We start from the raw sequence: 26,609 nt of genomic DNA, 5'->3' as shown, positions 1-26,609 counted from the left end.
GATCTTCAGAACAGGTCGCTCACTTGCGCTTGCGGATCTCGTCGGCGGCCTGGGGCACGACCTTGAACAGGTCGCCCACCACGCCGTAGTCGGCGAGCTCGAAGATCGGGGCCTCGGGGTCCTTGTTGACCGCGACGATCGTCTTCGAGGTCTGCATGCCGGCCCGGTGCTGGATCGCGCCGGAGATGCCCAGGGCGACGTACAGCTGCGGCGAGACGGTCTTGCCGGTCTGGCCGACCTGGAACTGGTGCGGGTAGAAGCCGGAGTCGACGGCCGCGCGGGACGCGCCCACGGCGCCGCCGAGCAGGTCGGCCAGCTCCTCGACCAGCTTGAAGTTGTCGGCGTTGCCGACGCCGCGGCCGCCGGAGACGACCACGCCGGCCTCGGTCAGCTCGGGGCGCGAGCCCTTGGTCTCGGTGACCCGCTCGACGACCTTGGTCAGCTTGTCGGCCTCGGAGAGCTCGGCCGTGACCGCCTCGGTGGCGGGGGTGGCCGGCTGCGGCGACGGGGTGACCGAGTTGGGGCGGATCGTGACGATCGGCAGGCCCTTGGTGACCTTCGACTTCACGATCGTCGAGCCCGCGAACGCGACCTGGGTGGCGGTGCCGTCGGCGGCCACCTCGACCGCGTCGGTCAGCAGGCCGTTGTCGAGCTTGACGGCCAGGCGGCCGGCGATCTCCTTGCCCTCCTGCGTCGAGCCCAGCAGCACGGCGGCCGGCTGCTTCTCCCGCACGAGCGAGGCCACCACGGTCGCCTTGGGGGCGACCAGGTAGTCGGACGCCTCGGCCTGATAGATCTTCTCCGCGCCGTACTCGGCGAGCTTGGCCGTGTCGATGTCACCGAACACGACCGCGGAGGGGGAGCCCAGCGTGCGGGCGATGGTCAGCAGCTCCAGCGTGACCTTCTTGACGGAGCCTTCCACGACGACGAGAACCTCAGCCATGACCGGCCCCTCTCAGACGAACTTCTCGGTGGCGAGGTACGACACCAGCTGCGTGCCGCCGTCGCCCTCATCAGTGATCTTGGTGCCGGCCGAGCGCGGCGGGCGCTTGGAGAACTCGAGCACCTGCGACGTGGCGCCGGCGAAGCCGACCTCGCCCGCGTCGACGCCCAGGTCGGACAGGGCCAGGGCCTGCACCGGCTTCTTCTTGGCGGCCATGATGCCCTTGAAGGACGGGTACCGCGGCTCGTTGATCGTGTCCCAGACGCTGACGACGGCCGGGGTGGCCGCGGTGACGACCTCGTAGCCCTCGTCGGTCTGCCGCTCGGCGGTCAGCTGCGCGCCGTCCACGGTGAGCTTGCGGGCGCCGGTCAGCGCCGCGATGCCGAGACGCTCGGCGATCATGTGGGGCAGCACCTGCACGCGGCCGTCGGTCGACTCGGCGCCGCAGAGGATCAGGTCGGCGTTCAGCTGGCCGAGAGCGGTGGCGAGGACCTTGGAGGTGGCCACGGCGCAGGAGCCGTGCAGCGCGTCGTCGGAGATGTGGACGGCCTTGTCGGGGCCCATCGACAGCGCCTTGCGGATCGACTCGGTGGCGCCGCCCGGTCCCATCGTCAGCACGGTGACCTCGCCGCCGTGCGCCTCCTTGATCTTCAACGCCTCCTCGATGGCGTACTCGTCCATCTCGTTGATGACGTTGCTCGCCGAGGCACGCTCGACCGTGTTGTCCGAAGAGCTCAGGGTGCGCTCGGCACCGGAGTCGGGTACCTGCTTCACCAGTACGACGATGTTCATCGCGCTTTTACGACCCTCCTGTTATGACCGCCGGCCCATACACCCGCCAGGTTACCCGTCAGTAAGTTGCACGTGTCGTGCACCTAGTAGTGACTCACCTCACCCGTCCCGCCCGCAAGACGACTACGATCGGGGCCAGGAGGTGTCGCGATATGTCCGGCCAAATCGCTTCGCTGGTCGACGGTGTGCTTCCGTCCGACTCACATACTCCCCCACGCGTGGACGACCCTGCGCCGGACACCCATGGACGTGCCGGACCCGACTCTCCCTGGTGTCGATGCGGCCGGCCACGCGAGGCCTGCGTCAGTGACGAAGTCCGCATCCTGTGGGCCCGCCTTCTTGACCTCAGCGGTCGATAATCAACAGGTGTTACGGGAGTGGTTCGATCCGGAGAAGACACCGACCGTCGGCCGTACGCCCGACTACCGCTTCTCGCTGGCCAATGAGCGCACCTTCCTGGCCTGGATCCGCACCGGCCTGGCGCTGATCGCCGGCGGGCTGGCCTGCGCCCAGTTCCTGCCCCCACTGCCCATCACGTTCCTGCGCGAGGGCCTGGCCATCGCCCTGCTGCTGCTGGGCGGCGTGGTGGCGCTGCGCGCGGTCGACCACTGGGCCCGCACCGAGCGGGCCATGCGGCTGGGCGAGGAACTGCCCGGCTCGAAGTTCCCCGCGGTCCTGGCGATGATCGTCGCCCTGGGCGCCCTGCTCCTGATCATCACAGTGCTGATAAACGCGGCCAAGGAATGACCACCGATCACGGCGCGGCGGCCGAGCGGACCCGCCTGGCCTGGCGCCGCACCGCACTCTCGGCGGCGGCCGTCGCCCTGCTCTCCCTGCGCCCGGCCATCACCAACGCCGCCCACGCCGGCCGATGGGTGGCGGCCGCGCTCATCTTCGCCGGCTGGACGGTGATAGTGGCCATCGCCTACCGGCGGGCGAGGGGTCTCACCGCGTACCCGCCGAAGCCGGCTCGCCGCACCGTCCCGGCCTTCGCTCTCCTCGCCATGACTTTCGCCCTGCTCGGCGGCCTGGTCATCGCTCTCTGACGGTGAAGACCGACCGATCCGGTCCGGTTGTCATGCTCTGATCGTCGCCGGAAGCGCCGTCGCGCGTCATCATTGCCTCATGGTCCGGTTGTTCATCCTCCTGGCTGCCGTGCAGCTGGTGCTCTTCGTGCTGGCGCTGATCAGCTGCCTGTCGGCCGATCGGGTGCGTAACGCGCCGCGCCTCGTGTGGGTCCTGGTGATCCTGCTGATCCCGCTGCTGGGTCCCCTCGCGTACTTCGTCTGGGGCCGGCCGCTGCCGCCGCCGACGGAGGGCGGCCCCGTGCGCCGTCACGCGTCGAGGCCCACCTCCCCCGACGACGACCCCGATTTCCTGCGGTCGGTCGACACCGAGAAATCCCGCCGGGACAGCGAGATGCTCGCCCAGTGGGAGAAGGATCTGAACAAGGGAGAGGAAGACTAGGCCAGGTTCGACGACCGGGGATAGGCGTCGGCCGGGTCGGTCAGCACGTTGACCAGGTACGGCACGCCCGCGGCGAAGGCACGTTCGAGCGCCGGGCCGATGCCGGACGCCTTCTCCACCGTCTCGCCGGCGCCGCCGAGGGCACGGACCACCTCGTCGTAGCGCAGGCCGGGTTGCAGGTCGGCGGCCACGTCATAGCCGTACATCGCCTGCATGGGGTGTTTCTCCAGGCCCCAGATGCCGTTGTTGCCGACCACCATGACCACCGGCAGCTTCTGCCGGACCAGCGATTCCACGTCCATGAGCGAGAAGCCGGCGGCGCCGTCGCCGAAGAGCACACAGATCTGCCGGCCGGGATAGGTGACCCGGGCGCCCATGGCGTATCCCATGCCGGTGCCGAGGCAGCCGTACGGGCCGGGGTCGAGCCAGGTGCCGGGCTGCGAGGGCTCCAGATATCTTCCGGCGTACGACACGAAGTCGCCCCCGTCGCCGATCGTCACCGCGTCCGGCGAGAGGATCTTCCGCAGCTCGCCGTAGACCCGCGCCGGCTTGATCGGGTCGCTGTCGGCCGCCATCGCCTCGGCGTCGCGGGCCTTGCCGGCGTCCTCGGCCGAGCGCAGCCCCGAGATCCACTCCGAGTGGTCGGCCCGGTCGCCGGCGAAATCGGCCAGCGCCGTGAGGATCAACTTCAGGTCGCCGGCGGGCGACGCGGCCGGGTTCACGTGGGTCGCCCGCTGCGAGGGCGCGTCCACGATGTGCACGACCTGGGCCTCGCCGAACTCGCCGAAGCCGAGCCGGAAGTCGAGCGGCGTGCCGATCACGCAGACCACGTCGGCCTCGTTGAGGGCGGGCCGGCGGGCCTTGGCGAAGGCGAGCGGGTGTGACGGCGGCAGCGCGCCGCGGCCCATGCCGTTGGTGAAGACCGGAACCTGGAGCGCCTCGGCCGCCGCCTTCAGCGCGTCGATGGCGTCGCCGCCCCACACGTCCGACCCCGCGATGATCACGGGCCGGGCCGCCGAGGCCAGCAGGCCGGCGGCCTTCGTCACGTCGTCGGGGTCCGGCTCGATCACCGGGATCGCCGGCGTGCCCGGCGCGGCCGCCTCGCCGGTGGAGAAGACGATCTCCAGCGGCAGGTCGAGGAAGGCCGGCCCCCGGTGCGCGGTGAGCGCCGAGGTCAGCGCGGCCCCGATCTCGCCCGCGATGGCGTCGGTGTCGCCGACCGTGCCGGCGTACTTGGTGATGGTCTTGACCAGCGGCACGTGGTCGAACTCCTGGAGGCTGCCCGAGCCCCAGCGGAACGCGGGCGCCCGGCCGCCCAGCACGAGCACCGGCGAGGCGTTGAAGAACGCGCTGGTCAGGCCGGAGATGCCGTTGGTCACGCCGGGACCGGCGGTGAGCACGGCGAGCCCGGGGCGCCGCTGGAGCTTGGCCACGGCCTCGGCCGCGAAGACCGCGGACTGCTCGTGGCGTACGTCGTAGATCGGAAAATCGGTCTTGTGCGCCGCGTCGTAGAGCGGGAACACGTGCCCGCCGGAGAGGGTGAACATCTCGGTCACCCCGTACGCCCGCAGGGCCGCCAGCGCCAGATCTCCGCCGTGCCCCTCGATCACCTCAGCCATGTCCAGCAGGTTACCGGTGAGTCAGATTCCGAGCAGCTCCCGAATCTCGTTCCACAGATTTTCCGCGTCGAGCGGCAGCGAGTCGCCGTTTCCGTAGCCGTACGCCACCACCAGCGCGACCAACGGCACGACGATCATCAACACGATGCTGAAGGTGACCTGGAGGAACCGGAGGACGCCGCTCGACCGCTTGCGGGGCCTCTTCCCGGCCGGCTGGGGCGGCCGATAGGGCTGCGGCGCGGGCGACATCGGCCGGCTCGGGATCGGCGTCGCGGTGGCTACCCCCCTGGGGGGTACCGAGACAGGTCGATCCGGCTGGATGAAGGCGGACTGCGGCGTCGGCACGGTCGCGTGCGGGTCGGGCACCCAGTGGTGATGATCAGCGTCGGGCCAAGGATCGACCGGCGGCTGGAGCCCGGTCGTGCCGGGAATGTGCTCGGGCGTGGGCGTGGGCGTGGGCGTGGGCGGCGCCGGCACGGGCGCGGGCGGGGAGACGGCCGCGGCCTCGACCCGTACGGTCGCCGACTCCGCCTTTCCCGTCGAAACCAGTCGCAGCTCGGCCGTCGGGCCCGGCGCGGCCGGACCGGACGCCAGCAGCGCCGCGTCGGCCAGGATGCTGCCCTCGGCCACCACCAGCTCGGGCTGCTCGATGACCACCGGCGCCTCGCCCAGCTCGCGGTGGAGCAGGGTGGCCACCAGCGGGATGCGGCTGGCCCCGCCGACCAGGAAGACCCCGGCCAGCCGCCCCTCGGGCAGGTCGGCCCAGTCGAGCATGCCCTTGGTGATGCGCACGGTCTGATCGAGGATCGGCCGGGCCAGTTTCTCCAGCTCGTCGCGGGTCAGATGCACCTCGGTGTCGAGCAGCGGCACCACGAAGTCGGCCGACTGGGTGCGCGACAGCCGCTCCTTGGCGATCCGCACCTCTTCCCACAGCTGGCGCCGCGCGCGTCTCTCCTGAGCTGTCGTGGGTTCCAGCAGGCGCTGCCACTCGCCGGTCTTCAGGTGCTCGACGATGGCCGCGTCGATGTCGAGGCCGCCGATGTCGTCACGGCCGTCGACGGCCATGACTTCAAAACCTTCCGCCGTACGGGCGACGACGCTCGCGTCGAAGGTGCCCGCACCGAAGTCGTGCACCACCACGACCGACCCGATCGGCACGTCACGGCCGAGCACGTCGGCGAAGTACGTGGCCGCGGCCACCGGCTCGGCGACCAGCCGGGCCCGGGTGAGCCCGGCCTGGGCGGCGGCCTCGGCCAGCAGCGTGCGCCGGGTCGCGCCCCAGGTGGCCGGGCAGGTCAGTGTCACCTCGGGCAGCAGCGGGCCGACCGCGCGGTGCCACTCCTCGGCCACCCGGGCCAGCACCGACGCGATCAGGTCGACGACCGGCACCTCCTGCTCGCCCAGGAGCACGAGGCCGTCGTCGATGCGGCGTTTCGGGTTGGGCTCGAACCGGGCCGGGTCGAAGCGGGCGGCGTGCACGGCGTCGCGGCCGACGACGAAGCTGCCGTCGGGCTCGGCGTAGACGGCGGAGGGCAGCAGCGGGGACCCGTCGACCAGGATCGGGCGGGCACGGCCGTCGGGCCAGCGCGCCACCGCGACAGTGTTCGAGGTGCCGAAGTCCACGCCGAGGGCGTGCCTCTTCGGCTCACCTTGGTCGATGGGCATGGACCGAGTCTAGGGGGTGTTCGCCGTTAGACGATCTTCCAGCGCGGAGGGTCATAGCGCACGCGCAGACAGCGAACGAGTTGATCGTCACGGGTGAGCCCGAAGGCACCCTCGGGATAACAGCGATCACCGACCGTCACGTCGCGCTGGAAGTGCTCGCTCTCCTCCTCACCGTCGGGCCCCGGCGGATCACGGGGAGTGGGTGAGGTGCTGGGCGAGGTGGCGGGCGGCTCGGGCGGCAGCAGGATCGGCTCGCTCGACGGCGTGACGCTCGGCACGGAGGGCTTCGGCGCCACCGGCGCTATCACGGCCGGTGGCCCCGGCGGGGATGTGGCCGTCGTGGTGGGCGCCGTCTTCCTGGCCGGCTTGCGCGTCTTGGAGACCGGCGCCCCGGGGTCGCGTGACGCCGCGACCGGCGGCTCGGGGGCCGGAACGGCCGGGGCCGGCGCGGCCGACGTGAGCCGCGGCGGCGGGGCGGCGGCCTGGTCGACCGCCGCGCCGGAACCACCCGGGCCGGAGCTGGACCGGCCCAGCGTGAGCCAGCCGATCAGCGCGCACAGCAGAGCCTGCCCGATCACCAGGGCCACGGCCATGCGCACGGTGCGCCGCACCCCACGCGTGACCGGAACCGGTTCCACACCGCGTGACTTTATGGCAACTGATCGATATGCGCCATGGTCAGCGGCCCGTAAATCTGGGCTTACGCTTCTCGACGAAGGCGGTGGTGCCCTCGATCCGGTCGTCGGTGGCGAACAGACCGGCGAACAGCTGCGACTCCAGGGCCAGCCCGGAGGCCAGGTCGAGGTTGAGCCCGCCGTCCACGGCCAGCTTGGCCGCCCGCAGCGCCAGCGACGGGCCCGAGACGTACGGCCGGACGAGCTCGACGGCCGTCCGGTAGACGTCACCGGCCGGCGCGACCCGGTCGGCCAGGCCGATCCGCAGCGCCTCCTCCGCGTCGACCATGCGGCCCGAGAAGATCAGATCTTTGGCCCGGGCCGGCCCGATCAGGCGAGCCAGCCGCTGGGTGCCGCCGGCGCCCGGGATGATGCCCAGCTTGATCTCGGGCTGGCCGAGCTTGGCGTCGTCCGCCACCACCCGCCAGTCGCAGGCCAGGGCCAGTTCGCAGCCGCCGCCCAGCGCGTATCCGGTGATCGCGGCGACGACCGGCTTGGGGATGCGGGCCACGGCGTCGAACGCGCTCGACAGCGCCTCGGCGCGAACCGCCATCTCCTGATAGCCGGTCTTGGTGAACTCGGTGATGTCCGCACCGGCGGCGAAGACCTTCTCACCGCCGTAGACGACGACGGCCTTGACCCCCTCGTCGCCGGTGGCGGAATGCGCGGCGGCCCGGAGCTCTTCTTGAATCTGGGTGTTGAGGGCGTTCATCGGGGGCCGGTTCAGCTTGATGGTTCCGATACCGTCGTTGGTCTCCAGCGTCACGAACTCGCCCACGGAACAGCCTCCTGAGGATTGGTTCAGGTCAGCCTACGACGGGTACGGAGAAGACGATGACCACCTACTACCGGGACCCGGACGTGTGGATCACGTCCACGGGTGTCCGGATGAACGGTATGGACCTGGGTCTGGACGACCTGATCCAGGTCTGGCACACGCGTGGGCGCCGGTCGTGGGCCACGATCGCCGGCCGGGGCGCGCTGGCCCTGGCCATTCTGATCCCGATCCTGCTCGGCGCGCTCGGCATCATGGTCGCCCTGCTGATCGACGCCTCCACGACCACGACCATCGCCCTGGTCGGCGGGGGCGTGCTGGTCGGCCTGGCCACCGCGCCGCTGGCCGACGTGCTGCTGGAGCAGGTCGACCGGTCGTACGACCGCGGAAGCCGCACCCGCGAGATCTGGGCCCGCACGCCGACCGGCAAGGTCATGTTGCTGCGTACGCCCGACTCGGCGCGCTTCGGCCGCATCTACCGGGCCCTCCAGCGGGCCCTGGAACCGTCTTTAAAGTAAGGCGGATGACTAAACACGCCGCCGGCCTCTCGGCGCTGCTCGCCACCACCGGCGTCCTGCATTTCGCCGCGCCGAAGCCGTTCGACTCGATCGTGCCGCGCTCGCTGCCGGGCTCGCCGCGCACGTGGACCTATCTGAGCGGCGCGGCCGAGCTGGCCGTGGCCGCCGCGATCGCCCATCCCCGCACCCGGCGCGCGGGCGCCCTGGCCGCGGCCGGCCTGTTCGCCGCGGTCTTCCCGGCCAACGTCAAGATGGCGATCGACTGGCGGCACGCCCCGCCGGCCAAGCGGGCCATCGCGTACGGCCGCCTGCCCCTGCAGATACCGCTTGTTCTGTGGGCCCGGCGCGTTTTTTCCGATTAGCACCCGCGCGTGACGGCGGTCGGTGACGATCGGACTGATGCGAGCCACCCAGACCCGTCCCACCGGTGTCGAGCGGACCTTCGGTGTCGACGAGATCATCGTGACGAAGACCGATCCGCGCGGCGTCCTGACGTACGCCAATGAGGTGTTCCTGCGGACCTCGGCGCTCACCGAGGCCGAGGCGATCGGGCAGCCGCACAACCTCATCCGTCATCCGGACATGCCGCGGGCCGTCTTCAAGCTGCTCTGGGACACCCTCGAGCAACGGCAGGAGATCTTCGCGTACGTCAAGAATCTGGCCGCCGACGGCGCCCACTACTGGGTCCTCGCGCACGTCACGCCCTCCTACTCGGCCGACGGCCGGCTCGTCGGCTATCACTCCAACCGCCGCTCGCCCGACAAGTCCGCGGTCACCGAGGTCAGCCGCCTGTACGACCGGCTCCTGGCGGCCGAGAAGCGGGAGGGCAACACCAAGGCCGCGGTCGAGGCGGGGTGGCAGGCCATGCTGGCCGAGCTCGGCGAGCAGACGTACGACCAATATGTCTGGGCCTTGACCACCGGTGGCCGCTGATGGCGGACGAGATCCTGAAGCTGATCACCGACGTGTGCCGCAAGGCGGCGGCGGGCGACCTCGAGGCGCGGCTGCCGTCGATCGGCGAGTCGGCCGAGGCGGTGGCCGCCCGGGACGCGATGAACAACCTGCTGGACACCAGCGACGCGTTCCTGCGCGAGTCGAGCGCGGCGTCCGCGGCCGCCGCCGACGGGCGCTTCCACCGCCGCATCCTCACCCGCGGGCTGCGTGGCGCGTTCCGGGCGGCGGCCGAGGAGATCTCCGCCTCGACGTCGGTGATGAGCGACAACGCGGCCCGCATCGCCGACGCCAACCGGGCCCGGATCGCGCTCGCCGACGACCTCGAATCGGCCGTGCTCTCGGTGTCGGAGCAGGTGGCCACGGCGGCCACCGAGATGGGGGCGACGGCCAACGGGCTGGCCGACTTCGCCCGTGACGCGGTCAGCGAGGCCGAACGGGGCCTGTCGACGGTGACCGGGCTGCGCGCCGCCTCCGATCAGATCCGCACCGCGGTCGACCTGATCAACGCGGTGGCCAAGCAGACCCGGCTGCTCGCGCTGAACGCGACCATCGAGGCGGCCCGCGCCGGCGAGGCGGGCAAGGGCTTCAGCGTGGTGGCGGGCGAGGTGAAGAACCTGGCCACCGAGACCAGCGCCTCCAGCAACGAGATCATGGGCCAGGTCAACACGGTGCAGGAGGTGGCGAACGACGCGGTGACCGTGCTCGAGACGGTCACCGCGAGCATCCGCGAGATGAGCGGCCTGGTGAACGGCATCGCCGCCGCCGTCGACGGCGGCGCCGACGTGCACAGCACCGGCCTCTCCCAGCTGGCCGAGGTGCTGCGCTCCGAGGTGAACCGCTTCGTCACCACGGCCCGGCAGAGTTAGCGCCTGTCCTGCCCGTTGTAGATTTCGTCGATCTCGGCCCGCGTCGGCAGCGAGTTCGAGGCGCCGACCTTGCGGACGCACGCCGCGCCGGCCGCGTTGGCCCAGCGCACCGCCTCGATCAGGTCGCGGCCCTCACCCCAGGCCACGGCCAGCGCGGCGGTGAAGGCGTCGCCGGCGGCGGTCGTGTCGACGACGTTCACCTTGAACGACGGGACGTGCTCGTCGCGGCCCTCGCGGTCGGCATAACGGGAACCGCTGCCGCCCAGCGTCAGCACCACCCGCGGCACCAGCGCGAGCAGCCCCGGCACGTCGATCGCGTCGCCGCCGGTGATCGCGATCGCCTCGACCTCGTTGACCACGAGCAGGTCGACGTTCTCCAGGAGCTCGGGCGGCAGCGGGCGGAACGGCGCCGCGTTCAACACCGTGCGGGTGCCGCCCGCTCGCGCGGCCTGGGCCGCCTCGATCACCGTCTCGACCGGGATCTCCTGCTGGCAGAGCAGCACGTCGGCGGAGGCGATCTCGGCCCGCTCGCCGTCGCCCAGGCCGGTGAACGCGTTGTTGGCGCCGGGGGCGACCAGGATCGAGTTCTCCCCCGCGCGGTCCACCATGATCACGGCGACGCCGGAGACCCCGTACGTCGTCCGCACGTGGGTCATGTCCACGCCGGCCCCGTTGAGCTGGGCGTTGAGGTTGACGCCGAACGAGTCGGAGCCGATCGCGCCCAGGAAACAGGTGCGGCCGCCGGCCCGGGTGGCGCCGATCGCCTGGTTCGCGCCCTTGCCGCCCGGCATCATCAGGAAGTCGTCGCCCAGCACCGTCTCGCCCGGCCGGGGCAGGCGCTCGGCCAGCCCGACCAGGTCCATGTTGGCGCTGCCGGCGACGACGATGCGCGGGGGCACGTCAGGCCGCCCGGGCCGTGTACCGGTCGCCGAAGCGGTCGATGATCAGCGGCAGGCCGAACGTCTTGGACAGGTTGTCCGCCGTCATCACCTCGCCGAGCAGGCCGGACGCGACGATCGTGCCCTCGCGCAGCAGCAGCCCGTGTGTGAAGCCGGGCGGGATCTCCTCGACGTGGTGGGTGACCAGGACCATGGCGGGCGAGTCGGGATCGAGGGCCAGCTCGGTGAGCCGGGCGATCAGATCTTCCCGGCCGCCCAGATCGAGGCCGGCGCTCGGCTCGTCGAGCAGCATCAGCTCGGGGTCGGTCATCAGGGCCCGGGCGATCAGGGTGCGCTTGCGCTCGCCCTCGGAGAGCGTCCCGAACTCGCGGTCGACCAGCGAGCCCATGCCGAGCTGGGCCAGCAGCTGCCGGGCCCGCGCCTCGTCCTGCGGGTCGTAGCTCTCACGCCAGCGGCCCACGACCGACCAGGCGGCGGTGACCACCACGTCGAGCACCCGCTCGTCGGCCGGCACCCGGTCGGCGAACTGGCCGGTGGCCAGCCCGATCCGCGTCCGCAGCTCGTTGATGTCGGTGCGGCCCAGCCGCTCGGCCAGCACGTAGGCCGTGCCGCGGGAGGGGTGGAGCCGGCCCGAGGCCAGGTTGAGCAACGTGGTCTTCCCGGCGCCGTTCGGGCCCAGGACGACCCAGCGCTCATCCAGCTCGACCTGCCAGGAAAGGCTGCGAACCAGGAAGTTTCCGTTGCGGATCACGCTGACCCGGTCGAACGCGATGACAGTGTCGTCGTCGGGAGGGAGAGTCACGGCACCATCCAACCACGCGTTTCCGCTCAGGCCGTTGTAGACCCGAACACCTCATCCCGTACGGCGTCGAGCGCCGTCCAGAGCGCGCCGTGCAGCACCGGGTCGGACTCCACACCGGTGATGACGACCTTCGGGTGCACCAGCGTGATCGCGGCGACCTCCTGCTCGACCCGCTCGGCCAGCGCCGGGCCACCGGCGTGACTGATCTCGCCGGCCAGGACGACGAGAGGCGGATCGAGTACGACACAGGTGGCGGCGACGCCGAGCGCCAGCCGCCCGGCGAGCTCGTCGAGCACCGGCTCCCCGGCCTCACCGGCCGCGACAGCGTCACGGATCACATCGGCCGCCTCGGCGCCGCGGAAGCCGTACTTCTTGCCGATGGTCTTGACCGCCTCGGCCCCGGCCAGGCTCTGGAAGGCGCCGCGGACGCCGCCCTTGGCCGCCCGCTTCGAGGAATGCCGCGGAACCTCGGCCCCCGGAACCGGCAGATAGCCGATCTCGCCGGCCGCGCCGGTGCTGCCCTGGTGCAGCCGTCCGTCGATGACGCTGGCCAGGCCGACGCCGCGGCCGACCCAGATCAGCACGAAGTCGCGGACGCCGGTGGCGGCGCCGGTGCTCTGCTCGGCGACGGCGGCCATGTTGACGTCGTTGCCGAAGAAGACCGGGGTGTGCAGATCACGCCGCAGGTCGTCGAGCAGGCCCCGGTGCCAGCGCGGCAGGTCCCAGGCGAAGGAGATCTCGCCGCTCTGCGGATCGACGAGACCAGGAGTGCCGAGCACGACCCGCCGCACCGAGCCCATGTCGGCGCCGGCCTCGGTGGCGGCCCGCACGACAGCGTTGTGCACGACGCCAACCGGGTCGTCGGTGTCCTTGGTGGACTGCTCGTCCCGCCCGATGATCGTGCCGGTGATGTCGGCGCAGGCGGCGACGACCCGCTCGGGCCCGACCTCGACCCCGATGACATGCGCGCTGCCCGGGGTCACCGCGTACAGCTGAGCGTTGGGCCCGCGCCCGCCGGCCTGCTCACCGACCCGGCGCACGAGGCCGCGCTGCTCGAGTCGCTCGACGAGCTGCGAGGCCGTGACCTTGCTGAGCCCGGTCATCTCACCCAGCTGGGCCCGCGTCAGCGGCCCGCGCGAGAGCAGCAGTTCCAGCGCCGCGCGGTCATTGAGCGCGCGCAACAGCCGGGGCGTGCCCGGAAGGCGGGTGGCGGCCATGCGATCCCCTACTTATTTAGGATTATTTCCTATTAGATTACCGGCACCCGGCGAACGGGTAGGCGCAGCGTAGCGGTCCCGGCGCGTCGGCAACTCCCCCCGCCGATCGACCCCGAGGATCATGGCAGGTCGCCCACCACACGGACCAGACCCGCCGCCCTCCACCTCCGCACCGCGCACCCCACCCACCGCCCCTGGTCTCCCCGCCGCGAACCCCACCTCCGACCGCCTCGTCGCGGGCCTTCGCGCATCGCCTCCAGCCATCCCGCCGCCCACCACCTCCAGCATCCCGCCGCCCACCACCTCCAGCCATCCCGCCGCCCACCACCTCCAGCATCCCGCCGCCCACCTCCAGCCATCCCGCCGCCCGCCCATCGCCATCGCCCTCCAGCGCCCGCGCCGGCCCCACCCGCGCCCCTCCGCGGACCCTGCCCGCCGCTCCCCGCGTTCCCCTGACGGCTCCGCCCGTCATCAACCGCACCTCCTTGTTGAACATGTTCAAGTTTGGGCCTACGCTGAGGGCGAGTTAGTTGAACGCGTTCGAGAAAGGCGGTCCGATGGACCCCAAGGTGTGGATGTATCTCGTCTATCTGGCGGTCAGCGTGGGCCTGACGGTCTGGGTGGCGACCACGCTCTCCCGCAACGGGCTGGTCTTCCTGGCCGACGTCTTCGCCGACGCGAAGCTGGCCAAGGCGGTCAACCAGCTGTTGGTCATGGGCTTCTACCTGCTGAACCTCGGGTACGTCACCGTCACCATGCGATCGGCGAACACCATCGCCGACACCAGTGAGGCGCTCGAGACCCTCTCCATGAAGATCGGCCTGGTGCTCCTCGTGCTCGGCGTCCTGCACTTCTGCAACGTCTTCTTCCTGGGCCGCTACCGCCGCGGCCGCCTGCGCCAGCAGCAGGGCGTGCCGCCGCTCCCGCCGGCCGGCCGCCTCCCGTTCCACCCGCAGACCCCACCCCCACCGGCCCGGGCATGACCAGCCACCACGATCTCGACCCGGCCGGTCACGGGGCCGGCCGGGTCGCGCCCGCCGGCTCCGGCGAGGAGGTGCGGATCGGGTCTTTCACCGTTCTCTACGACGCGGGGTGCCCGATCTGCCGGGCCGCCGGGCGGTGGTTGCGGGGGCGGGCTCAGCTCGTACCACTGGAATTTGTGCCCGCGGGGTCGCCCGAGGCGCGGGAACGGTTCGCGGGACTGGATCACGATGCGACGCTGCGCGACATCACGGTGATCGGCGACGACGGTTCCGTCTACGTCGGGGACGGGGCCTGGGTCGCCTGCCTCTGGGCGCTCGCGGACTACCGGGCCATGGCCGAACGGATCAGCTCGCCGGCGCTTCTGCCCAGCGCGCGGAAGTTCATCGCCGCGGTGTCCGCGGTCCGGGAGGCGACGCGCTCATCAGCGGGGGAGGCGACGCGCTCATCGGTCGGGGAAGGACGCCCGGACTGGGCGCTGGACTACGGTGACGGGTGTGACGACCGCTGCCGCTGAGCCGACCGGCTCGGACGATCCACCCGCCCCCGGTCCTCGAGGGGAGAAGCCCCGGCGTGCTCGCGGGGAGCAGACCCGGCAGCTGATTCTCGAGACGGCGCTGCGGCTCTTTCGCGAGCGGGGGTACGCCGAGACGACCATGCGGGCCATCGCCAAGGAGGCCGGGGTCGCGGTCGGCAACGCCTATTACTACTTCGACTCCAAGGAACACCTGATCCAGGGGTTCTACGACCGCAACCAGGCCTCGCACCGGGCGGCCGCCGAGGAGGTCTTCGCCGGCGAGAAAGATCTGGCGCCCCGGCTGCGCGGAGTGCTGCACGCGGGGATCGACGTCAACGCGCCTTATCACTCGTTCGCCGCGACCTTCTTCAAGAGCGCGGCCGAGCCGGCCTCACCGTTGAGTCCGTTCTCGCGCGAGTCGTCACCGGCCCGGGAGGCGGCCATCGCGATCTTCCGCGACGTCGTGGAGGGCTCGACCGCCAAGCTCGATCCGGAGCTGCGGCGGGAGTTGCCCGAGCTGCTCTGGCTCGGGTGGATGGGCGTCATTCTTTTTTGGGTGTACGACAACTCGCCCGGCCAGAGGCGCACACGACGGCTCATCGACGGGGTCGTGCCGCTGATCGACCGGCTCGTCTCCCTGTCGCGGCTGCGGGTGCTGCGGCCGGCGTTGCGGCAGGTGCTGGCGCTGATCGAGAGCATTCGCCGGGACGATTGATCACGGTAGGTAGTGCGTCACGATCACCACGGTGAGTGATCGGCTTCCGGGTTATATGCCCTAGTGTCCGGAGATAGCCGGATCTGTCGCCCATTCCGCGTGGGCCGAACGGCCATTTCGGCCACCGAGAGCTTTCGGCCGGCAACCGCCGGCACGTAGCGTTATCACCGCAGGTGGGTCTGGGGACGTCGCGGCACAGGGCTCGAGCTACGGGACCAGTTCGAGCCTTCGCGACGCAGACGGTGAGCCGGGCGCGGTCATGGATTTCGGGAGCAATCCACGGCCGTCCCGGCTCACGCTGCTGTGAAGCCTCGCAGGCGCAGGCTGTTGAGAACCACGAAGACCGAGCTCAGGGCCATGGTGGCCCCGGCGATCATCGGGTTGAGCAGGCCGGCCGCGGCCAGCGGCAGGGCCGCCACGTTGTAGGCGAAGGCCCAGAACAGGTTCCCGCGAATGATGTTCAGGGTGCGGCGCGACAGCCGGACGGCATCGACGGCGGCGGAGAGGTCATCCCGTACGAGCGTGAGGTCCGAAGCCTGAATCGCGACGTCGGTCCCGGCGCCCATCGCCAACCCGAGATCGGCCTGGGCAAGAGCCGCCGCGTCGTTGACGCCGTCGCCGACCATCGCCACCGACTTGCCCTCGGCCTGAAGGCCCTTGACCACGTCGACCTTGCCGGCGGGCAGCACACCAGCGAACACCTTGGTGATGCCGACCTCGGCCGCCACCGCTTCGGCCACCGGCGCGGCATCACCGGTGACCAGCATCGGCTCCAGCCCGAGCCGCCGCAGCCCAGCGATCGCCGCCTTGCTCGTAGGCCGCACGGCGTCCGCGAGCGCCAGCCACCCGGCCACCGCCCCGTCGACGGAGACCTCGACCCACGTCGCCGCACCCGCATCCGAAGCCGGGCCCACCGGCGCGCCCGCGCTCACCCCGACATCCACCCCGCCGACCCGGCCCCGCACGCCGACTCCGGCTGTCGCGTGGAAGTCCGTGACCGGGGGCAACGTGCCCTTCTCGCGGGCCGCGTCCGCGATCGCGCGGCCGATCGGGTGCTCCGAGGCCGCCTCGACCGCGCCGGCCAGGCGCAGCAGCTCCTCCGGGTCGGTGCCCGAAGCCGGGACCAGCGCCGCCAGCGCCATCCGGCCCGTCGTCACCGTGCCCGTCTTGTCGAGGACGATCGTGTCGGCCCGGCGGGTCGACTCCAGGGCCTCGACGCCGCGGATCAGGATGCCCAGCTGAGCACCTCGGCCCGTACCCACCAGAAGGGCCGTCGGTGTGGCCAGGCCCAGAGCGCACGGGCACGCGATGATCAGCACAGCCACCGCCGCCGTGAACGCCGCCGACGTGCCCTCCCCCGTGCCGAGCCAGAAGCCCAGCGTGCTCACCGCCAGGGCGATCACCACCGGGACGAACACGCCCGAGATCCGGTCGGCCAGCCGCTGCACGGCCGCCTTGCCGTTCTGCGCCTCCTCGACCAACCGGGCCATCTGCGCGAGCTGCGTGTCCGCGCCCACCTTCTCGGCCCGCACCACCAGGCGCCCGCCGGCGTTCACCGTCGCGCCCGTCACCGGGTCGCCCGGCCGCACCTCGACCGGCACCGACTCCCCGGTCAGCAGGCTGACGTCCAGCGCCGACACTCCGTCGACCACCACGCCGTCAGTGGCGACCTTCTCGCCCGGGCGTACAAGGAAAATGTCACCCGGCGTGAGATCGCCGGCCGGAATGACCCGCTCGGCGCCGTCCGCGAGGACGGTGACCTGCTTGGCCCCGAGCTCGAGCAGCGACCGCAACGCGTCACCCGCGCGGCGCTTGGCCCGCGCCTCCAGATAGCGCCCGGCCAGCAGGAACGTCGTGACCCCGGCCGCCGCCTCCAGATAGATGGCGTCCCCGTCGCTCGCCGTCAGCGAGAACGGGTGGGTCATCCCCGGCATCCCGGCATCGCCCAGGAAGAGCGCCCAGATCGACCACCCGAAGGCGGCCAGCGTCCCTATCGACACCAGCGTGTCCATCGTGGCCGCGCCGTGCCGGAGATTGACGAAGGCCGACCGGTGGAACGGCCACCCGCCGTACACCACAACGGGTGAAGCCAGAACCAGCGACAGCCACTGCCAGTAGTCGAACTGCCATGACGGCACCATGGCCAGAACGATCACCGGAACGCTGAGCACGGCCGAGATCAGCAACCGGTCCCGCAGCGGATCGCGGCGTTCCTCCGGAAGCGGCACCTCAGGCGAGGGCTCGGCGGCGGTGTAGCCCGTCTTCTCCACGACGGCGATCAGGTCGGCCGCCGAGACGGAGACCGGAACGGTGGCCCGCGCCTTCTCGGTCGCGTAGTTGACCGTGGCGGTCACGCCGTCGACCCGGTTCAGCTTCTTCTCGATGCGATTGGCGCACGCGGCGCACGTCATCCCACCGATCTCCAGCTCGATCACCCGCTCCATGCCTCGAAGCATACCCCTCGGGGGTACGGGTATTCTCAGAGGAAGGCCGTTATGGCCGCGGCCACCCGTCCGGGTGCCGTGCGCTCGGCCGTGTGCCCCTGCCCGCGCATGGTCGTCCGCGTCGCGTTCGGCAGAGCCCGCTCGAGCGCGTCCAGCCGCTCGATCAGATGCCCCGGGCTGCGCTCTCCGGCCAGAAGCAGGACCGGGACCTCGATGGCGCGGTACGCCTCCAGGCGACACCCGAGCGCGTCGATGGCGTCGTTGTCATCCCACTGGCGCTCGACCAGCGGACCGATCCGCGACGCGCGCCGGTTCATCGCGAAGCGGGCGACCCCGATCATCGGCGAGCGCATCTTCGCCACCTCACGGAGGAAGATCGCGAACGCCGTGCCCGGCTTCCCCTCGGCCAGGGCCGCCCGGGCCCGGGCGGCGTGCTCACCGCCCAGCGGCTCGCCGAGCACCACCGGCGGCTCGTAGAGCACGGCCACCGAGTAGAGATCGGGATCCGCCACCAGCGCCTCCAGCGCCACCACGGCCCCCGACGAGTGCCCCACCAGCACCGGCCGGTCGAGCGCGGCCGCGGCGGCGCGCACCTCGGCCACCTCGTCGGCGATCGTCACCTTCCGCGGCACGTCCAGCCGATATTGCCGGCGGTGCAGCCGCACCGTGCGGAACCGGTCGCGCAGCCGGTCGGTCACCCCGGCCCAACTGCCCAGATCACCCATGCCGGCGTGCAGCACAAGGATCGGGCGGCCCCGTCCCTCATCGATCTTCATCGCGCTCTCCTTAGCATCGCTAAGGAGAATTTAGCACTGCTAAGGTGAGCCGGTGAAGGGTCTGTCGCGCGAGGTGCTGATCGATGCCGGCCTGAAGCTGCTGGACGAGGTGGGCCTCGACGGCCTGACCGTGCGGAGGCTGGCGACCGCGGTCGGCGTGCAGTCACCCGCGCTCTACTGGCACTTCAAGACCAAGCAGGACCTGCTCGACGGGATGGCAAGCGCGATCATCCAGCGGGCCGGCATGGGCCCGCCCCGGGACGGCGAGGAGTGGCCCGACTGGTTGCGGCGCCGCGCCCGGGCGTACCGGAAATCGCTCCTGGCCCATCGCGACGGCGCCCGCCTGATCACCTCGGCCCGGCGGGCGCCCGATGCCCTGCACGACTTCGAGCGGGAGCTGGCGGCCATGGTCGAGCGGGGCTTCACCCCGGCCGGCGCCCTGCTCACGATCATGACGATCGCCGACTACACGAACGGCTTCGTCCTGCAGGAGCAGGCCACGACCGGGCCGCCGGGCGAGGCCGAGGTGACGGCGCTCGCCCAGCTGCCCACCCTGATCGCGGCCCTCTCGTCGGAGGGCTACCGCCACCCCGACGAGTCGTTCGAACACGGACTGTCGGTCCTGGTGGCCGGGACCGCATCCGTCCTGCGGGAGGTCAGGACGCCGAGGACGTCTTGACCAGGGTTCGGATCTGGCGGAGCAGCACCGACAGGGCCGCCAGCTCGGCCGGTGTGTCGCCCACGTTGCCTATGGCGTTGGACGCTCGGGCGATGGAGGCTGCATTGACGCGTTCCCATTCAGAAACGCGGTCCTCGGCCGAGGCCTCCACCGGGGTCGATTGCAGGACCTCGGCCGTCAAGGCCGCCAGCGCCGCGTACAGGTCGTAGCGCAACGCCATCCGGGCCAGCGTCTGCCACCTGTCCCCGCGCGGCAGCTTGGAGATGTGCGACAGCAGCTGGTCGATGTGGAAGCGCTCGGACAGGGCGAAGTAGACCGGCGCCACCTCGTCCGCGTCGCGGCCCGTGACCACTCCCGTCTCCAGGATGTCGAGCAGGCCGAAACCGTAGTTGACCAGCGTCACCCGCTCGGCCAGCTCCATCGGCACGCCCTTGTCGACCAGCCAGGCGATGTGCTCGTCCATCGACAGGCGCTCGTTGCCCTTGAGCACCGCCGACATCCTCGGCATCAGATCCTGCACGCCGTGCCGCAGGCGGGCCACCTCGCCCGCCACGTCGATCGGCGAGCGCCTCGTGCTGACCAGCCAGCGGACCGCGCGGTCGAGGAGGCGGCGGGACTCGAGGAAGACCAGCGTCTGCGCCGGCGTCGGCACCTGGTTGTCCAGGGCCTCGGCGTCGGCCCAGATGCCGGCCAGGCCGTACGTGTCGCGGATGACCACGTACGCCCGGATGACGTCGGCCGCCGAGGCGCCGCTCTCCTCCATGGCGCGGAAGATGAACGACGTGCCGCCCCGGTTGACCACCTCGTTGACCAGGACGGTCGTGATGATCTCGCGGCGCAGCCGGTGGCCCGTCATGCGGGTGGCGAAGCGTTCCCGCAGTGGCGTCGGGAAGTATCCCGACAGGACGGAGGCCGTCCAGGGCTCGTCGACCAGCTCGTCGGCCAGAACTTCCCGTTCCGCGGCGATCTTGACGTACGCCAGAAGGACCGCGAACTCCGGCGCCGTCAGGCCCTCGCCGTTCTCGTAGCGGGTGGCCAGCTCGGCGTCGGTCGGCAGGGCCTCGAGCTCGCGGTTGAGCTGGCCGCTCTCCTCCAGCCAGGTCAGCATCCGCCGGTGCACCGGCAGCAGCGAATGCGCCTGCGAGCGGGCGTTGCCCAGGGCCTGCGCCTGCTCGTAGTTGTCGCGCAGCACCAGCGCCGCGACCTCGTCGGTCATGGCCGCCAGCAGCTCGTCCCGCTCGGGCAGGCTGAGCTCGCCCTCGGTGACCGCCCCGCCCAGCAGGATCTTGATGTTGACCTCGTGGTCGGAGCAGTCCACGCCGGCCGTGTTGTCGATGAAGTCGGTGTAGATGCGGCCGCCGGTGCGGGCGAACTCGATGCGGCCGCGCTGGGTCAGGCCCAGGTTGCCGCCCTCCCCGACGACCCGGCAGCGCAGCTGGCCGCCGTTGACGCGAATGGCGTCGTTGCCCTTGTCGCCGACGTCCACGTGAGTCTCGGAGGCCGCCTTGACGTACGTGCCGATGCCGCCGTTCCAGAGCAGGTCGACCGGCGCGCGCAGGATGGCCCGCATGAGCTCGACCGGGCTGACCGCCGTCGCGTCGCCCAGATCGAGGGCGGCGCGCACTTCCGGCGAGACCGGGATCGATTTGGCCGTACGGGGATAGATGCCCCCGCCCGGCGAGATGAGCGACTTGTCGTAGTCGTCCCAGGACGAACGCGGCAGGTCGAACAGCCGCCGGCGCTCCTCGAAGGAGGTGGCCGCGTCGGGCGTCGGGTCGAGGAAGATGTGCCGGTGGTCGAAGGCGGCCACCAGCTGGATGTGCTGGGAGAGCAGCATTCCGTTGCCGAAGACGTCGCCGCTCATGTCACCGACGCCGACCACCGTGAAGTCCTGCGTCTGGGTGTCGACGCCGAGATCGCGGAAGTGCTTCTTGACCGACTCCCACGCGCCCCGGGCCGTGATGCCCATCTTCTTGTGGTCGTAGCCGGCCGAGCCGCCGCTCGCGAAGGCGTCGCCCATCCAGAAGTCCTTGCCCACGGAGATCTCGTTGGCGATGTCCGAGAACGTGGCCGTGCCCTTGTCGGCCGCGACCACCAGGTACGGGTCGTCGCCGTCGTGCCGGACCACGTCGCGCGGCGGCACGATCTTGCCACTGTGGATGTTGTCGGTGACGTCGAGCAACGCCGTGATGAAGCGCTTGTAGCACTCCACCGCCTCGTCGCGGTCGCCCGGCTTCTGCTTCAGCACGAAGCCGCCCTTGGCGCCGACCGGCACGATCACCGCGTTCTTCACCATCTGCGCCTTGACCAGGCCGAGAACCTCCGTACGGAAGTCCTCGCGCCGGTCCGACCAGCGCAGGCCGCCGCGGGCGACGGCGCCGAACCGCAGGTGGACGCCCTCGAAGCGGGGCGAGTACACGAAGATCTCGTACTTCGGGCGCGGCTGGGGCAGGTCGGGGATCGCCTGCGGGTCGAGCTTGAACGCCACGTACGACTTCGGCCGCCCGTCCGCGCCACGCTGGAAGAAGCTGGTGCGCAGCGTGGCCTGGATCAGCGTCAGATAGGACCGCAGGATCCTGTCCTGGTCGAGGCTGTCCACGTCGTCGAGCAGCCCGGTGATCCGGTCGACGAGCTCACCCGCGAGCCGCGAGCGCTGCTCCTCGCCGGCCTCCAGGCGCGGCGAGAACCGCGTCTCGAACAGCCGCACCAGCAGGCGGGCGATCTCCGGGTAGGCGATGAAGGTCGATTCCAGATAACGCTGGGAGAAGACGCTTCCGGTCTGGCGCTGATATTTGGTGTACGCCCTCAGCACCACCACCTGACGCCAGGTGAGACCGGCCCGCAGCACCAGCTCGTTGAAGCCGTCCACTTCGGCCTCGCCCCGCCAGGCGGCCGCGAACGCGTTCTCCACCTGCGGGCGCACCTCGGCCAGCTCACGATGCGCGGCCGGCGGGCGCAACCCGAAGTCGTACAGGTAGATGGTGCCGTCGCTGCGCCGGATCTCGTACGGCCGCTCGTCGACCACCTGCACGCCCAGCGAGTGCAGCACCGGCAGCACCGCCGAGAGCAGCATCGGCTCGCCGTACCGGTACACCTTGAACCGCACGTCGTGGTCGTCGGGCTCGGGCTCGCCCGTGCGCCCCGGCCGCCGCTTGCGGTAGAGGTGCATCTCGAGCTGGCCCTCCTCCTCGAGGAGCTCGAGCTTGGCCAGGTCCTGCATTCCTTCGTACGGCGTGTGGCCGTCCTTGTAGCTGTCCGGATAGGCCGCCGAGTAGCGCGTGAACAGGTCGCGCGCCGCCTCCTCGCCGAGCTTGCGCTCGAGCACCAGGGAGAAGTCGTCGTCCCACATGCGGGTGGCGTCGGCCAGCATCTCGGCCAGCGCGTTCGGATCGACCTTGCCCGGCGGGTCGGCCGGGTCGGTGCGCACGATGAAGTGCACGCGGGCCAGCATCCGCTCGGTCACCCGGGTCGTGTAGTCGAGGCCGACGCCGTTCAGCTCGCGGAGCAGGATCTCCTGCATGTGCAGGCGGTTGCCGGTGGTGAACCGGTCGCGCGGCATGTAGACCAGGCACGAGATGAACCGGCCGTATCCGTCACGCCGCAGGAACAGGCGCAGCTGCCGGCGGCCCGCCATGCGCAGGACACCGATCACCGCCTCGTACAGATCATCGGTCTTGATCTGGAAAAGCTCGTCCCTCGGGTACGTCTCGAGGATCTGCAGCAGGTCCTTGCCCGAGTGTCCGCGCGGCGAGAGGCCCGACCGGTCGAGCACCTCCATCACCTTGCGCTTGACGACCGGCAGCTCACGGACGCTGGTCCGGTACGCCGACGAGCTGAACAGGCCCAGGAAGCGCCGCTCCCCGATCACCTCGCCCGACGAGTCGAACATCTTGAAGCTGATGTAGTCGAGGTACGCCGAGCGGTGCACCGTGGCCCGCGAATTGGCCTTGGTGATGACCAGGAGCCTTTTCTCCAGAGCCCGTTTGTACGCCTCGGGGGTCATCGTCGACAGCTTGCGAGGCTTGCTGTCGCCGCGCAGGATGCCCAGCCCACTGCCGGGAACGGCGCCCAGCACGTCGCCGTCGAGCCTGTACTCCCGGTAGCCCAGGAACGTGAAATGGTCGTGGGCCAGCCACTTGAGCAGCTCGATCGAGTCGGTGACGTCCTTGTCGGGCACCGGGAGCTTGCCCTCGGAGCCGCGCGCCGTGGCCAGCTCGTCGGCGATCACTATGGCCCGCTGGCGCATCCGCGGCCAGTCCTCGACCGCGTCGCGCACGTCGGTCAGCACCCGGCGGACCTCGTTGTGCAGCTGCTCGCGGGTGTCCTCGCTGCGGATCGGGTCGATCTCGATCCGGATCCAGCTCTCGACCAGGTCGCCCTCGATCGCGTCGTCGGGCTCGACGTCGGCCGCCAGTTCGGCCAGCGCGCCCAGCGGCTCCCGCCGCACCACGATCAACGGGTGCACCAGCAGGTGCACCTGCAACTGGTGGGCCGACAGCAACGCGATCACCGAGTCGACCAGGAACGGCATGTCGTCGGTGACGATCTGCACCACCGTGTGGCACTGCGACCCGGCCGGCGGCGTGATCGCCAGTTTCAGCTCGCCCGCCAACCTCGTGCGGGCGAGCTCGCGATGAGCGACCGCCGCGTCGTACATCTCCTGCGGCGTGAACCCGACCAGCTCCTCATCGGGCGCGAACCGCCAGAAGCGGCCCACGAGCTGGGCGGTTGCATGATCGCTGCCCGCTACCTCGACGGCCTGGGCCACCAACCGCTCCCCGTTGGGCAGCGGCTCGTCGAGCTCGCCCTCCTCGGCGGAGGCGCCGAGGCGCCCCGTCAGGGCCAGCCCGGGTCCGGCGGCATAGTCCAGATCAACATCGGAATCGGTTGCGGCCTCATCGGCGACAGCCATGGTCTGGCGCTCCCCTCACCCACCACACTGTGGGCTCGAACGTGTCGAGGACAGCCTAGAACGCGCCGGAGGCGGCGATCACACTCGCGGTGTGAACGGTCCGATCGGCGGCGATTTTGACCTTTCTCACCTTGCGCGGGTCAACGGGACGGGCATCGGTTGACTACCGTCACGTCTGATCTCTTGGGTTTGTCTCATACCCCCGGAAAGGTGTTGCCATGCGCCGGTTCGTCGCCACCGTTGCCACCCTGGCCCTGGCCGCCGGCCTGCTCGCCGGGTGCTCCGGCGACGGGCCCGACGGCACCCTCGACGATTTCCTGGCCGGCTGGCGCCGCAACGACCTGAGCAAGGTCGGCTTCGTCAGCGCGGCCGGCGGCAAGCTGGCCTCGGCCGACGTGCAGGCCCAGCTCAAGGAGCTCACCGGCGAGCTGGTCAACGCGCAGATGACGGTCACCAAGACCGGCGAGGCGAAGACCACCGGCGACGACGCGACCCACCCGATCAAGCTCGACTGGAAGCTGCCGGGCGACGTCACATGGTCGTACGAGAGCACCGTCCGTCTCACCAAGAGGAACACCGACGGCTGGTCGGTGATCTGGGAGCCGGCGCTGGTGCAGAGCGACCTGGTCGCCGGAGACAAGGTCCGGCTCCAGCGCGTCGCCTCGACCCGGGCCAGCATCCTCGACGCGGCCGGCCAGCCGATCGTCACCGCCCGCGACGTGGTGACCATCGGCGTCGTCCCGCAGAACATCACCGACCAGGCGAAGCTGCAGAAGGACCTGACGACGGCGCTGGCCAAGGTCGGCGTCACGGTCGACATGGCCGACCTGGCCACCCGCGTGAAGAACAGCGACCCCGGCGCCTTCGTCGACGTGGTCACCCTCCGCCGCCCCGACTACCTCAAGATCCGCAACGAGGTACGCCCCCTCAAGGGCACCCAGTTCCAGGAGGCGAAGCGCGACCTGGCCCCGACCAGGGCCTTCGCCCGCGCCCTGCTGGGCACGGCCGACCAGGCGACCCGCGACGACATCGACGGGAACCCGAGGACGATCGCGCAGGGCGACATCGTCGGCCACGGCGGCCTCCAGCAGAAGTACGACGACACCCTGCGCGGCAAGCCGGGCCTGTCGGTCGTGGTCAGCCGCCCCACCTCGGAGTCCGACGACACCCCCAAGGACACGGCCATCTTCACGTCGAAGCCGGTCGACGGAAAACCGATCAAGACAACCCTGGACGTGAAGACCCAGATGGCGGCCGACGCGGCCCTGGCATCGATCAAGCAGCCCAGCTCGCTGGTCGCCATCAAGGTCAGCGACGGCTCGGTGCTGGCGGTGGCCAACGGCCCCGACGGCGGCACGGTCGACACGGCCCTCACCGGCCAGGTCCCACCCGGATCGACGTTCAAGGCCGTTTCCGCGTACGGGTTGCTGCAGCGCAAGGCCGTCACGGCCAACACGACGGTGGCCTGCCCGGCGAAGGCAACGGTGGCCGGACGCGAGTTCAAGAACGCCGACGGCGAGGTCCTGGGCAACGTCCCGTTCCACGTCGACTTCGCCAAGTCCTGCAACACGGCGTTCGTGGCCCTGGCCCCGAAGCTGGGCGCCGAGGGCCTCCAGAAAGCCGGCGCGGACCTCGGCCTGGGCGGCAAGTGGGACATGGGAGTGGAGGCGTTCAGCGGCAAGATCTCCCCCGCGGCGACCCCGACCGAGCTGGCGGCCGCGACCTTCGGCCAGGGAGCGACAGCGGTGAGCCCGGTGGCAATGGCCGGCGCGACGGCGGCCATCGCCCGGGGCCAGTTCAAGCAGCCCAAGCTGGTGCTCGACCCGGCCCCGGCGGCCCCGGCGGCGGACGGCCCGCAGCTCGACGCGGCGGCGTTGACCCCGCTGCGCCAGATGATGCGAGAGGTCGTCACGGGGGGAACGGGGACGGCGCTGAAGGCGACACCGGGAGGCCCGGTGCACGGCAAGACGGGCACGGCCGAGTTCGCCGAGGGCACCGAGGACACACATTCGTGGTTCATCGGTTATCAGGGCGACGTGGCGTTCGCCGTGATGGTCCAGAAGGGCGGCGCGGGTTCCGAGGCCGCGGTCCCCGCGGTCGACCGTTTCTTGCGGGCCTTGGCGAAGTAACAGCCACTTCGACAGCCCAGAGCCCGCCGGCGCACAGCCCGCCGCCGCACAGCCCGCCAGCCCGCCAACGCAGAGCCCGCCCTCCCAGGGGGACCCCCGCCTTGGGGAGCATTGTCGCCGCTTTGGCCAAGATCGTGCGGGTGCCCTGTGGACAGGGCAGAACTGTGGATAACCGGCGTCAGACGATGTCGGCGGGTTTTCCCTGGCCGGGGCCGAGGCCCACCTCGAAAGCCGGGCGCTGGGCCGGCAGGGAGAAGTTGTCCGG

Annotated in this window: 24 protein-coding genes; 12 read left to right on the top strand and 12 right to left on the bottom strand. The window is 70.9% G+C overall.

Annotated elements, in window-relative coordinates:
* Positions 1 to 19: 19 nt before the first annotated feature.
* Positions 20 to 943, bottom strand: coding sequence for an electron transfer flavoprotein subunit alpha/FixB family protein (locus ACFY36_RS23985; protein ID WP_499748169.1), 924 nt, complete (start codon positions 941 to 943; stop codon positions 20 to 22).
* Positions 944 to 955: 12 nt separating this feature from the next.
* Positions 956 to 1,735, bottom strand: coding sequence for an electron transfer flavoprotein subunit beta/FixA family protein (locus ACFY36_RS23980; RefSeq protein ID WP_499748168.1), 780 nt, complete (start codon positions 1,733 to 1,735; stop codon positions 956 to 958).
* Positions 1,736 to 2,101: 366 nt separating this feature from the next.
* Between ACFY36_RS23980 and ACFY36_RS23975 the strand changes: the two genes are divergently transcribed.
* The 3 genes from ACFY36_RS23975 (at position 2,102) to ACFY36_RS23965 (ending at position 3,202) form a co-directional block, all read left to right on the top strand.
* A complete protein-coding gene (locus tag ACFY36_RS23975) occupies positions 2,102 to 2,482 on the top strand; it encodes a YidH family protein (RefSeq protein ID WP_499748167.1) in 381 nt (126 codons plus the stop codon).
* The gene (locus ACFY36_RS23970) at positions 2,479 to 2,781 is read left to right on the top strand and encodes a DUF202 domain-containing protein (protein WP_499748166.1); all 303 of its coding nucleotides are present in this window, start codon (positions 2,479 to 2,481) and stop codon (positions 2,779 to 2,781) included. Before ACFY36_RS23975 ends, ACFY36_RS23970 begins: the two co-directional genes overlap by 4 nt.
* A gap of 79 nt (positions 2,782 to 2,860) precedes the next feature.
* Positions 2,861 to 3,202: a PLDc N-terminal domain-containing protein gene (locus ACFY36_RS23965; protein WP_499748165.1), complete on the top strand. Its 342-nt coding sequence runs from the start codon at positions 2,861 to 2,863 to the stop codon at positions 3,200 to 3,202.
* Here ACFY36_RS23965 and ACFY36_RS23960 read toward each other — a convergent pair.
* Genes ACFY36_RS23960 through ACFY36_RS23945 form a run of 4 tightly spaced genes read right to left on the bottom strand, consistent with a single transcriptional unit; the run spans position 3,199 to position 7,938 of the window.
* A complete protein-coding gene (locus ACFY36_RS23960; protein ID WP_499748164.1) occupies positions 3,199 to 4,821 on the bottom strand; it encodes an acetolactate synthase in 1,623 nt (540 codons plus the stop codon). The two genes, ACFY36_RS23965 and ACFY36_RS23960, sit on opposite strands and share 4 nt — an antisense overlap.
* Positions 4,822 to 4,842: 21 nt before the next feature.
* Positions 4,843 to 6,486 (bottom strand): Hsp70 family protein, encoded by a 1,644-nt coding sequence (locus tag ACFY36_RS23955; RefSeq protein WP_499748163.1) that lies wholly within the window; start codon positions 6,484 to 6,486, stop codon positions 4,843 to 4,845.
* A gap of 26 nt (positions 6,487 to 6,512) precedes the next feature.
* On the bottom strand, positions 6,513 to 7,124 hold the full coding sequence (locus ACFY36_RS23950) for a hypothetical protein (protein WP_499748162.1): 612 nt from the start codon (positions 7,122 to 7,124) through the stop codon (positions 6,513 to 6,515).
* Positions 7,125 to 7,164: 40 nt separating this feature from the next.
* Entirely contained in the window at positions 7,165 to 7,938 is a 774-nt protein-coding gene (locus ACFY36_RS23945) for an enoyl-CoA hydratase/isomerase family protein (RefSeq protein ID WP_499748161.1), read from the bottom strand.
* Between the two features lie 56 nt (positions 7,939 to 7,994).
* On the opposite strand from ACFY36_RS23945, the gene ACFY36_RS23940 reads away from it, so the two are divergent.
* The 4 genes from ACFY36_RS23940 to ACFY36_RS23925 are packed head-to-tail and all read left to right on the top strand — an operon-like array spanning position 7,995 to position 10,273.
* Positions 7,995 to 8,453 (top strand): DUF6232 family protein, encoded by a 459-nt coding sequence (locus tag ACFY36_RS23940; protein WP_499748160.1) that lies wholly within the window; start codon positions 7,995 to 7,997, stop codon positions 8,451 to 8,453.
* Between the two features lie 5 nt (positions 8,454 to 8,458).
* A complete protein-coding gene (locus tag ACFY36_RS23935; RefSeq protein ID WP_499748159.1) occupies positions 8,459 to 8,815 on the top strand; it encodes a DoxX family protein in 357 nt (118 codons plus the stop codon).
* Between the two features lie 37 nt (positions 8,816 to 8,852).
* Positions 8,853 to 9,386 (top strand): PAS domain-containing protein, encoded by a 534-nt coding sequence (locus ACFY36_RS23930; protein ID WP_499748158.1) that lies wholly within the window; start codon positions 8,853 to 8,855, stop codon positions 9,384 to 9,386.
* Positions 9,386 to 10,273: a methyl-accepting chemotaxis protein gene (locus ACFY36_RS23925; protein ID WP_499748157.1), complete on the top strand. Its 888-nt coding sequence runs from the start codon at positions 9,386 to 9,388 to the stop codon at positions 10,271 to 10,273. Before ACFY36_RS23930 ends, ACFY36_RS23925 begins: the two co-directional genes overlap by 1 nt.
* Here ACFY36_RS23925 and ACFY36_RS23920 read toward each other — a convergent pair.
* From ACFY36_RS23920 to ACFY36_RS23910, 3 genes are read right to left on the bottom strand one after another with little or no spacing between them, the layout of a single operon-like run.
* Entirely contained in the window at positions 10,270 to 11,172 is a 903-nt protein-coding gene (locus ACFY36_RS23920) for a ribokinase (protein WP_499748156.1), read from the bottom strand. The genes ACFY36_RS23925 and ACFY36_RS23920 overlap by 4 nt on opposite strands.
* 1 nt (position 11,173) lies before the next feature.
* On the bottom strand, positions 11,174 to 11,974 hold the full coding sequence (locus tag ACFY36_RS23915; RefSeq protein ID WP_499748155.1) for an ABC transporter ATP-binding protein: 801 nt from the start codon (positions 11,972 to 11,974) through the stop codon (positions 11,174 to 11,176).
* A 26-nt stretch (positions 11,975 to 12,000) separates the two neighbouring features.
* Positions 12,001 to 13,191 (bottom strand): ROK family transcriptional regulator, encoded by a 1,191-nt coding sequence (locus ACFY36_RS23910; protein ID WP_498692010.1) that lies wholly within the window; start codon positions 13,189 to 13,191, stop codon positions 12,001 to 12,003.
* Positions 13,192 to 13,748: 557 nt separating this feature from the next.
* Between ACFY36_RS23910 and ACFY36_RS23905 the strand changes: the two genes are divergently transcribed.
* Genes ACFY36_RS23905 through ACFY36_RS23895 form a run of 3 tightly spaced genes read left to right on the top strand, consistent with a single transcriptional unit; the run spans position 13,749 to position 15,404 of the window.
* Positions 13,749 to 14,174, top strand: a complete 426-nt coding sequence (locus ACFY36_RS23905) for a hypothetical protein (protein WP_499748154.1) — start codon at positions 13,749 to 13,751, stop codon at positions 14,172 to 14,174.
* A complete protein-coding gene (locus tag ACFY36_RS23900) occupies positions 14,171 to 14,689 on the top strand; it encodes a thiol-disulfide oxidoreductase DCC family protein (protein WP_499748153.1) in 519 nt (172 codons plus the stop codon). The genes ACFY36_RS23905 and ACFY36_RS23900 overlap by 4 nt, the downstream gene beginning before the upstream one ends.
* The gene (locus ACFY36_RS23895) at positions 14,670 to 15,404 is read left to right on the top strand and encodes a TetR/AcrR family transcriptional regulator (RefSeq protein WP_499748152.1); all 735 of its coding nucleotides are present in this window, start codon (positions 14,670 to 14,672) and stop codon (positions 15,402 to 15,404) included. The genes ACFY36_RS23900 and ACFY36_RS23895 overlap by 20 nt, the downstream gene beginning before the upstream one ends.
* A gap of 293 nt (positions 15,405 to 15,697) precedes the next feature.
* Here the strand turns inward: ACFY36_RS23895 and ACFY36_RS23890 are convergent, their stop codons facing one another.
* Positions 15,698 to 17,848 (bottom strand): heavy metal translocating P-type ATPase, encoded by a 2,151-nt coding sequence (locus ACFY36_RS23890; RefSeq protein ID WP_499748151.1) that lies wholly within the window; start codon positions 17,846 to 17,848, stop codon positions 15,698 to 15,700.
* 35 nt (positions 17,849 to 17,883) lie between these two features.
* Positions 17,884 to 18,624 (bottom strand): alpha/beta fold hydrolase, encoded by a 741-nt coding sequence (locus ACFY36_RS23885; protein WP_499748150.1) that lies wholly within the window; start codon positions 18,622 to 18,624, stop codon positions 17,884 to 17,886.
* Positions 18,625 to 18,676: 52 nt separating this feature from the next.
* Between ACFY36_RS23885 and ACFY36_RS23880 the strand changes: the two genes are divergently transcribed.
* Positions 18,677 to 19,303: a TetR/AcrR family transcriptional regulator C-terminal domain-containing protein gene (locus ACFY36_RS23880; protein WP_499748149.1), complete on the top strand. Its 627-nt coding sequence runs from the start codon at positions 18,677 to 18,679 to the stop codon at positions 19,301 to 19,303.
* On the opposite strand, the gene ACFY36_RS23875 is transcribed toward ACFY36_RS23880, so the two are convergent.
* Complete coding sequence (locus tag ACFY36_RS23875) at positions 19,281 to 24,215, bottom strand: NAD-glutamate dehydrogenase (RefSeq protein WP_499748148.1); 4,935 nt, start codon at positions 24,213 to 24,215, stop codon at positions 19,281 to 19,283. The two genes, ACFY36_RS23880 and ACFY36_RS23875, sit on opposite strands and share 23 nt — an antisense overlap.
* Before the next feature lie 218 nt (positions 24,216 to 24,433).
* Between ACFY36_RS23875 and ACFY36_RS23870 the strand changes: the two genes are divergently transcribed.
* Positions 24,434 to 26,344, top strand: a complete 1,911-nt coding sequence (locus ACFY36_RS23870) for a penicillin-binding transpeptidase domain-containing protein (RefSeq protein WP_499748147.1) — start codon at positions 24,434 to 24,436, stop codon at positions 26,342 to 26,344.
* The last annotated feature ends 265 nt before the right edge of the window (positions 26,345 to 26,609 follow it).

Origin of the sequence: Actinoplanes sp. NPDC000266, assembly GCF_042899005.1 — a bacterium.
GTDB lineage: Bacteria > Actinomycetota > Actinomycetes > Mycobacteriales > Micromonosporaceae > Actinoplanes.
The sequence above is the reverse complement of the archived record's forward strand: the minus strand, read 5'-3'. Positions and strand labels throughout refer to the sequence as shown.

Bases quoted from the DNA above. Each gene is read 5' to 3' on its own strand.
- ACFY36_RS23985 (WP_499748169.1), bottom strand. From the start codon at position 943: ATGGCTGAGGTTCTCGTCGTCGTGGAAGGCTCCGTCAAGAAGGTCACG.
- ACFY36_RS23980 (WP_499748168.1), bottom strand. From the start codon at position 1,735: ATGAACATCGTCGTACTGGTGAAGCAGGTACCCGACTCCGGTGCCGAG.
- ACFY36_RS23970 (WP_499748166.1), top strand. From the start codon at position 2,479: ATGACCACCGATCACGGCGCGGCGGCCGAGCGGACCCGCCTGGCCTGG.
- ACFY36_RS23965 (WP_499748165.1), top strand. From the start codon at position 2,861: ATGGTCCGGTTGTTCATCCTCCTGGCTGCCGTGCAGCTGGTGCTCTTC.
- ACFY36_RS23960 (WP_499748164.1), bottom strand. From the start codon at position 4,821: ATGGCTGAGGTGATCGAGGGGCACGGCGGAGATCTGGCGCTGGCGGCC.
- ACFY36_RS23955 (WP_499748163.1), bottom strand. From the start codon at position 6,486: ATGCCCATCGACCAAGGTGAGCCGAAGAGGCACGCCCTCGGCGTGGAC.
- ACFY36_RS23940 (WP_499748160.1), top strand. From the start codon at position 7,995: ATGACCACCTACTACCGGGACCCGGACGTGTGGATCACGTCCACGGGT.
- ACFY36_RS23935 (WP_499748159.1), top strand. From the start codon at position 8,459: ATGACTAAACACGCCGCCGGCCTCTCGGCGCTGCTCGCCACCACCGGC.
- ACFY36_RS23930 (WP_499748158.1), top strand. From the start codon at position 8,853: ATGCGAGCCACCCAGACCCGTCCCACCGGTGTCGAGCGGACCTTCGGT.
- ACFY36_RS23925 (WP_499748157.1), top strand. From the start codon at position 9,386: ATGGCGGACGAGATCCTGAAGCTGATCACCGACGTGTGCCGCAAGGCG.
- ACFY36_RS23910 (WP_498692010.1), bottom strand. From the start codon at position 13,191: ATGGCCGCCACCCGCCTTCCGGGCACGCCCCGGCTGTTGCGCGCGCTC.
- ACFY36_RS23905 (WP_499748154.1), top strand. From the start codon at position 13,749: ATGGACCCCAAGGTGTGGATGTATCTCGTCTATCTGGCGGTCAGCGTG.
- ACFY36_RS23900 (WP_499748153.1), top strand. From the start codon at position 14,171: ATGACCAGCCACCACGATCTCGACCCGGCCGGTCACGGGGCCGGCCGG.
- ACFY36_RS23890 (WP_499748151.1), bottom strand. From the start codon at position 17,848: ATGGAGCGGGTGATCGAGCTGGAGATCGGTGGGATGACGTGCGCCGCG.
- ACFY36_RS23885 (WP_499748150.1), bottom strand. From the start codon at position 18,624: ATGAAGATCGATGAGGGACGGGGCCGCCCGATCCTTGTGCTGCACGCC.
- ACFY36_RS23875 (WP_499748148.1), bottom strand. From the start codon at position 24,215: ATGGCTGTCGCCGATGAGGCCGCAACCGATTCCGATGTTGATCTGGAC.
- ACFY36_RS23870 (WP_499748147.1), top strand. From the start codon at position 24,434: ATGCGCCGGTTCGTCGCCACCGTTGCCACCCTGGCCCTGGCCGCCGGC.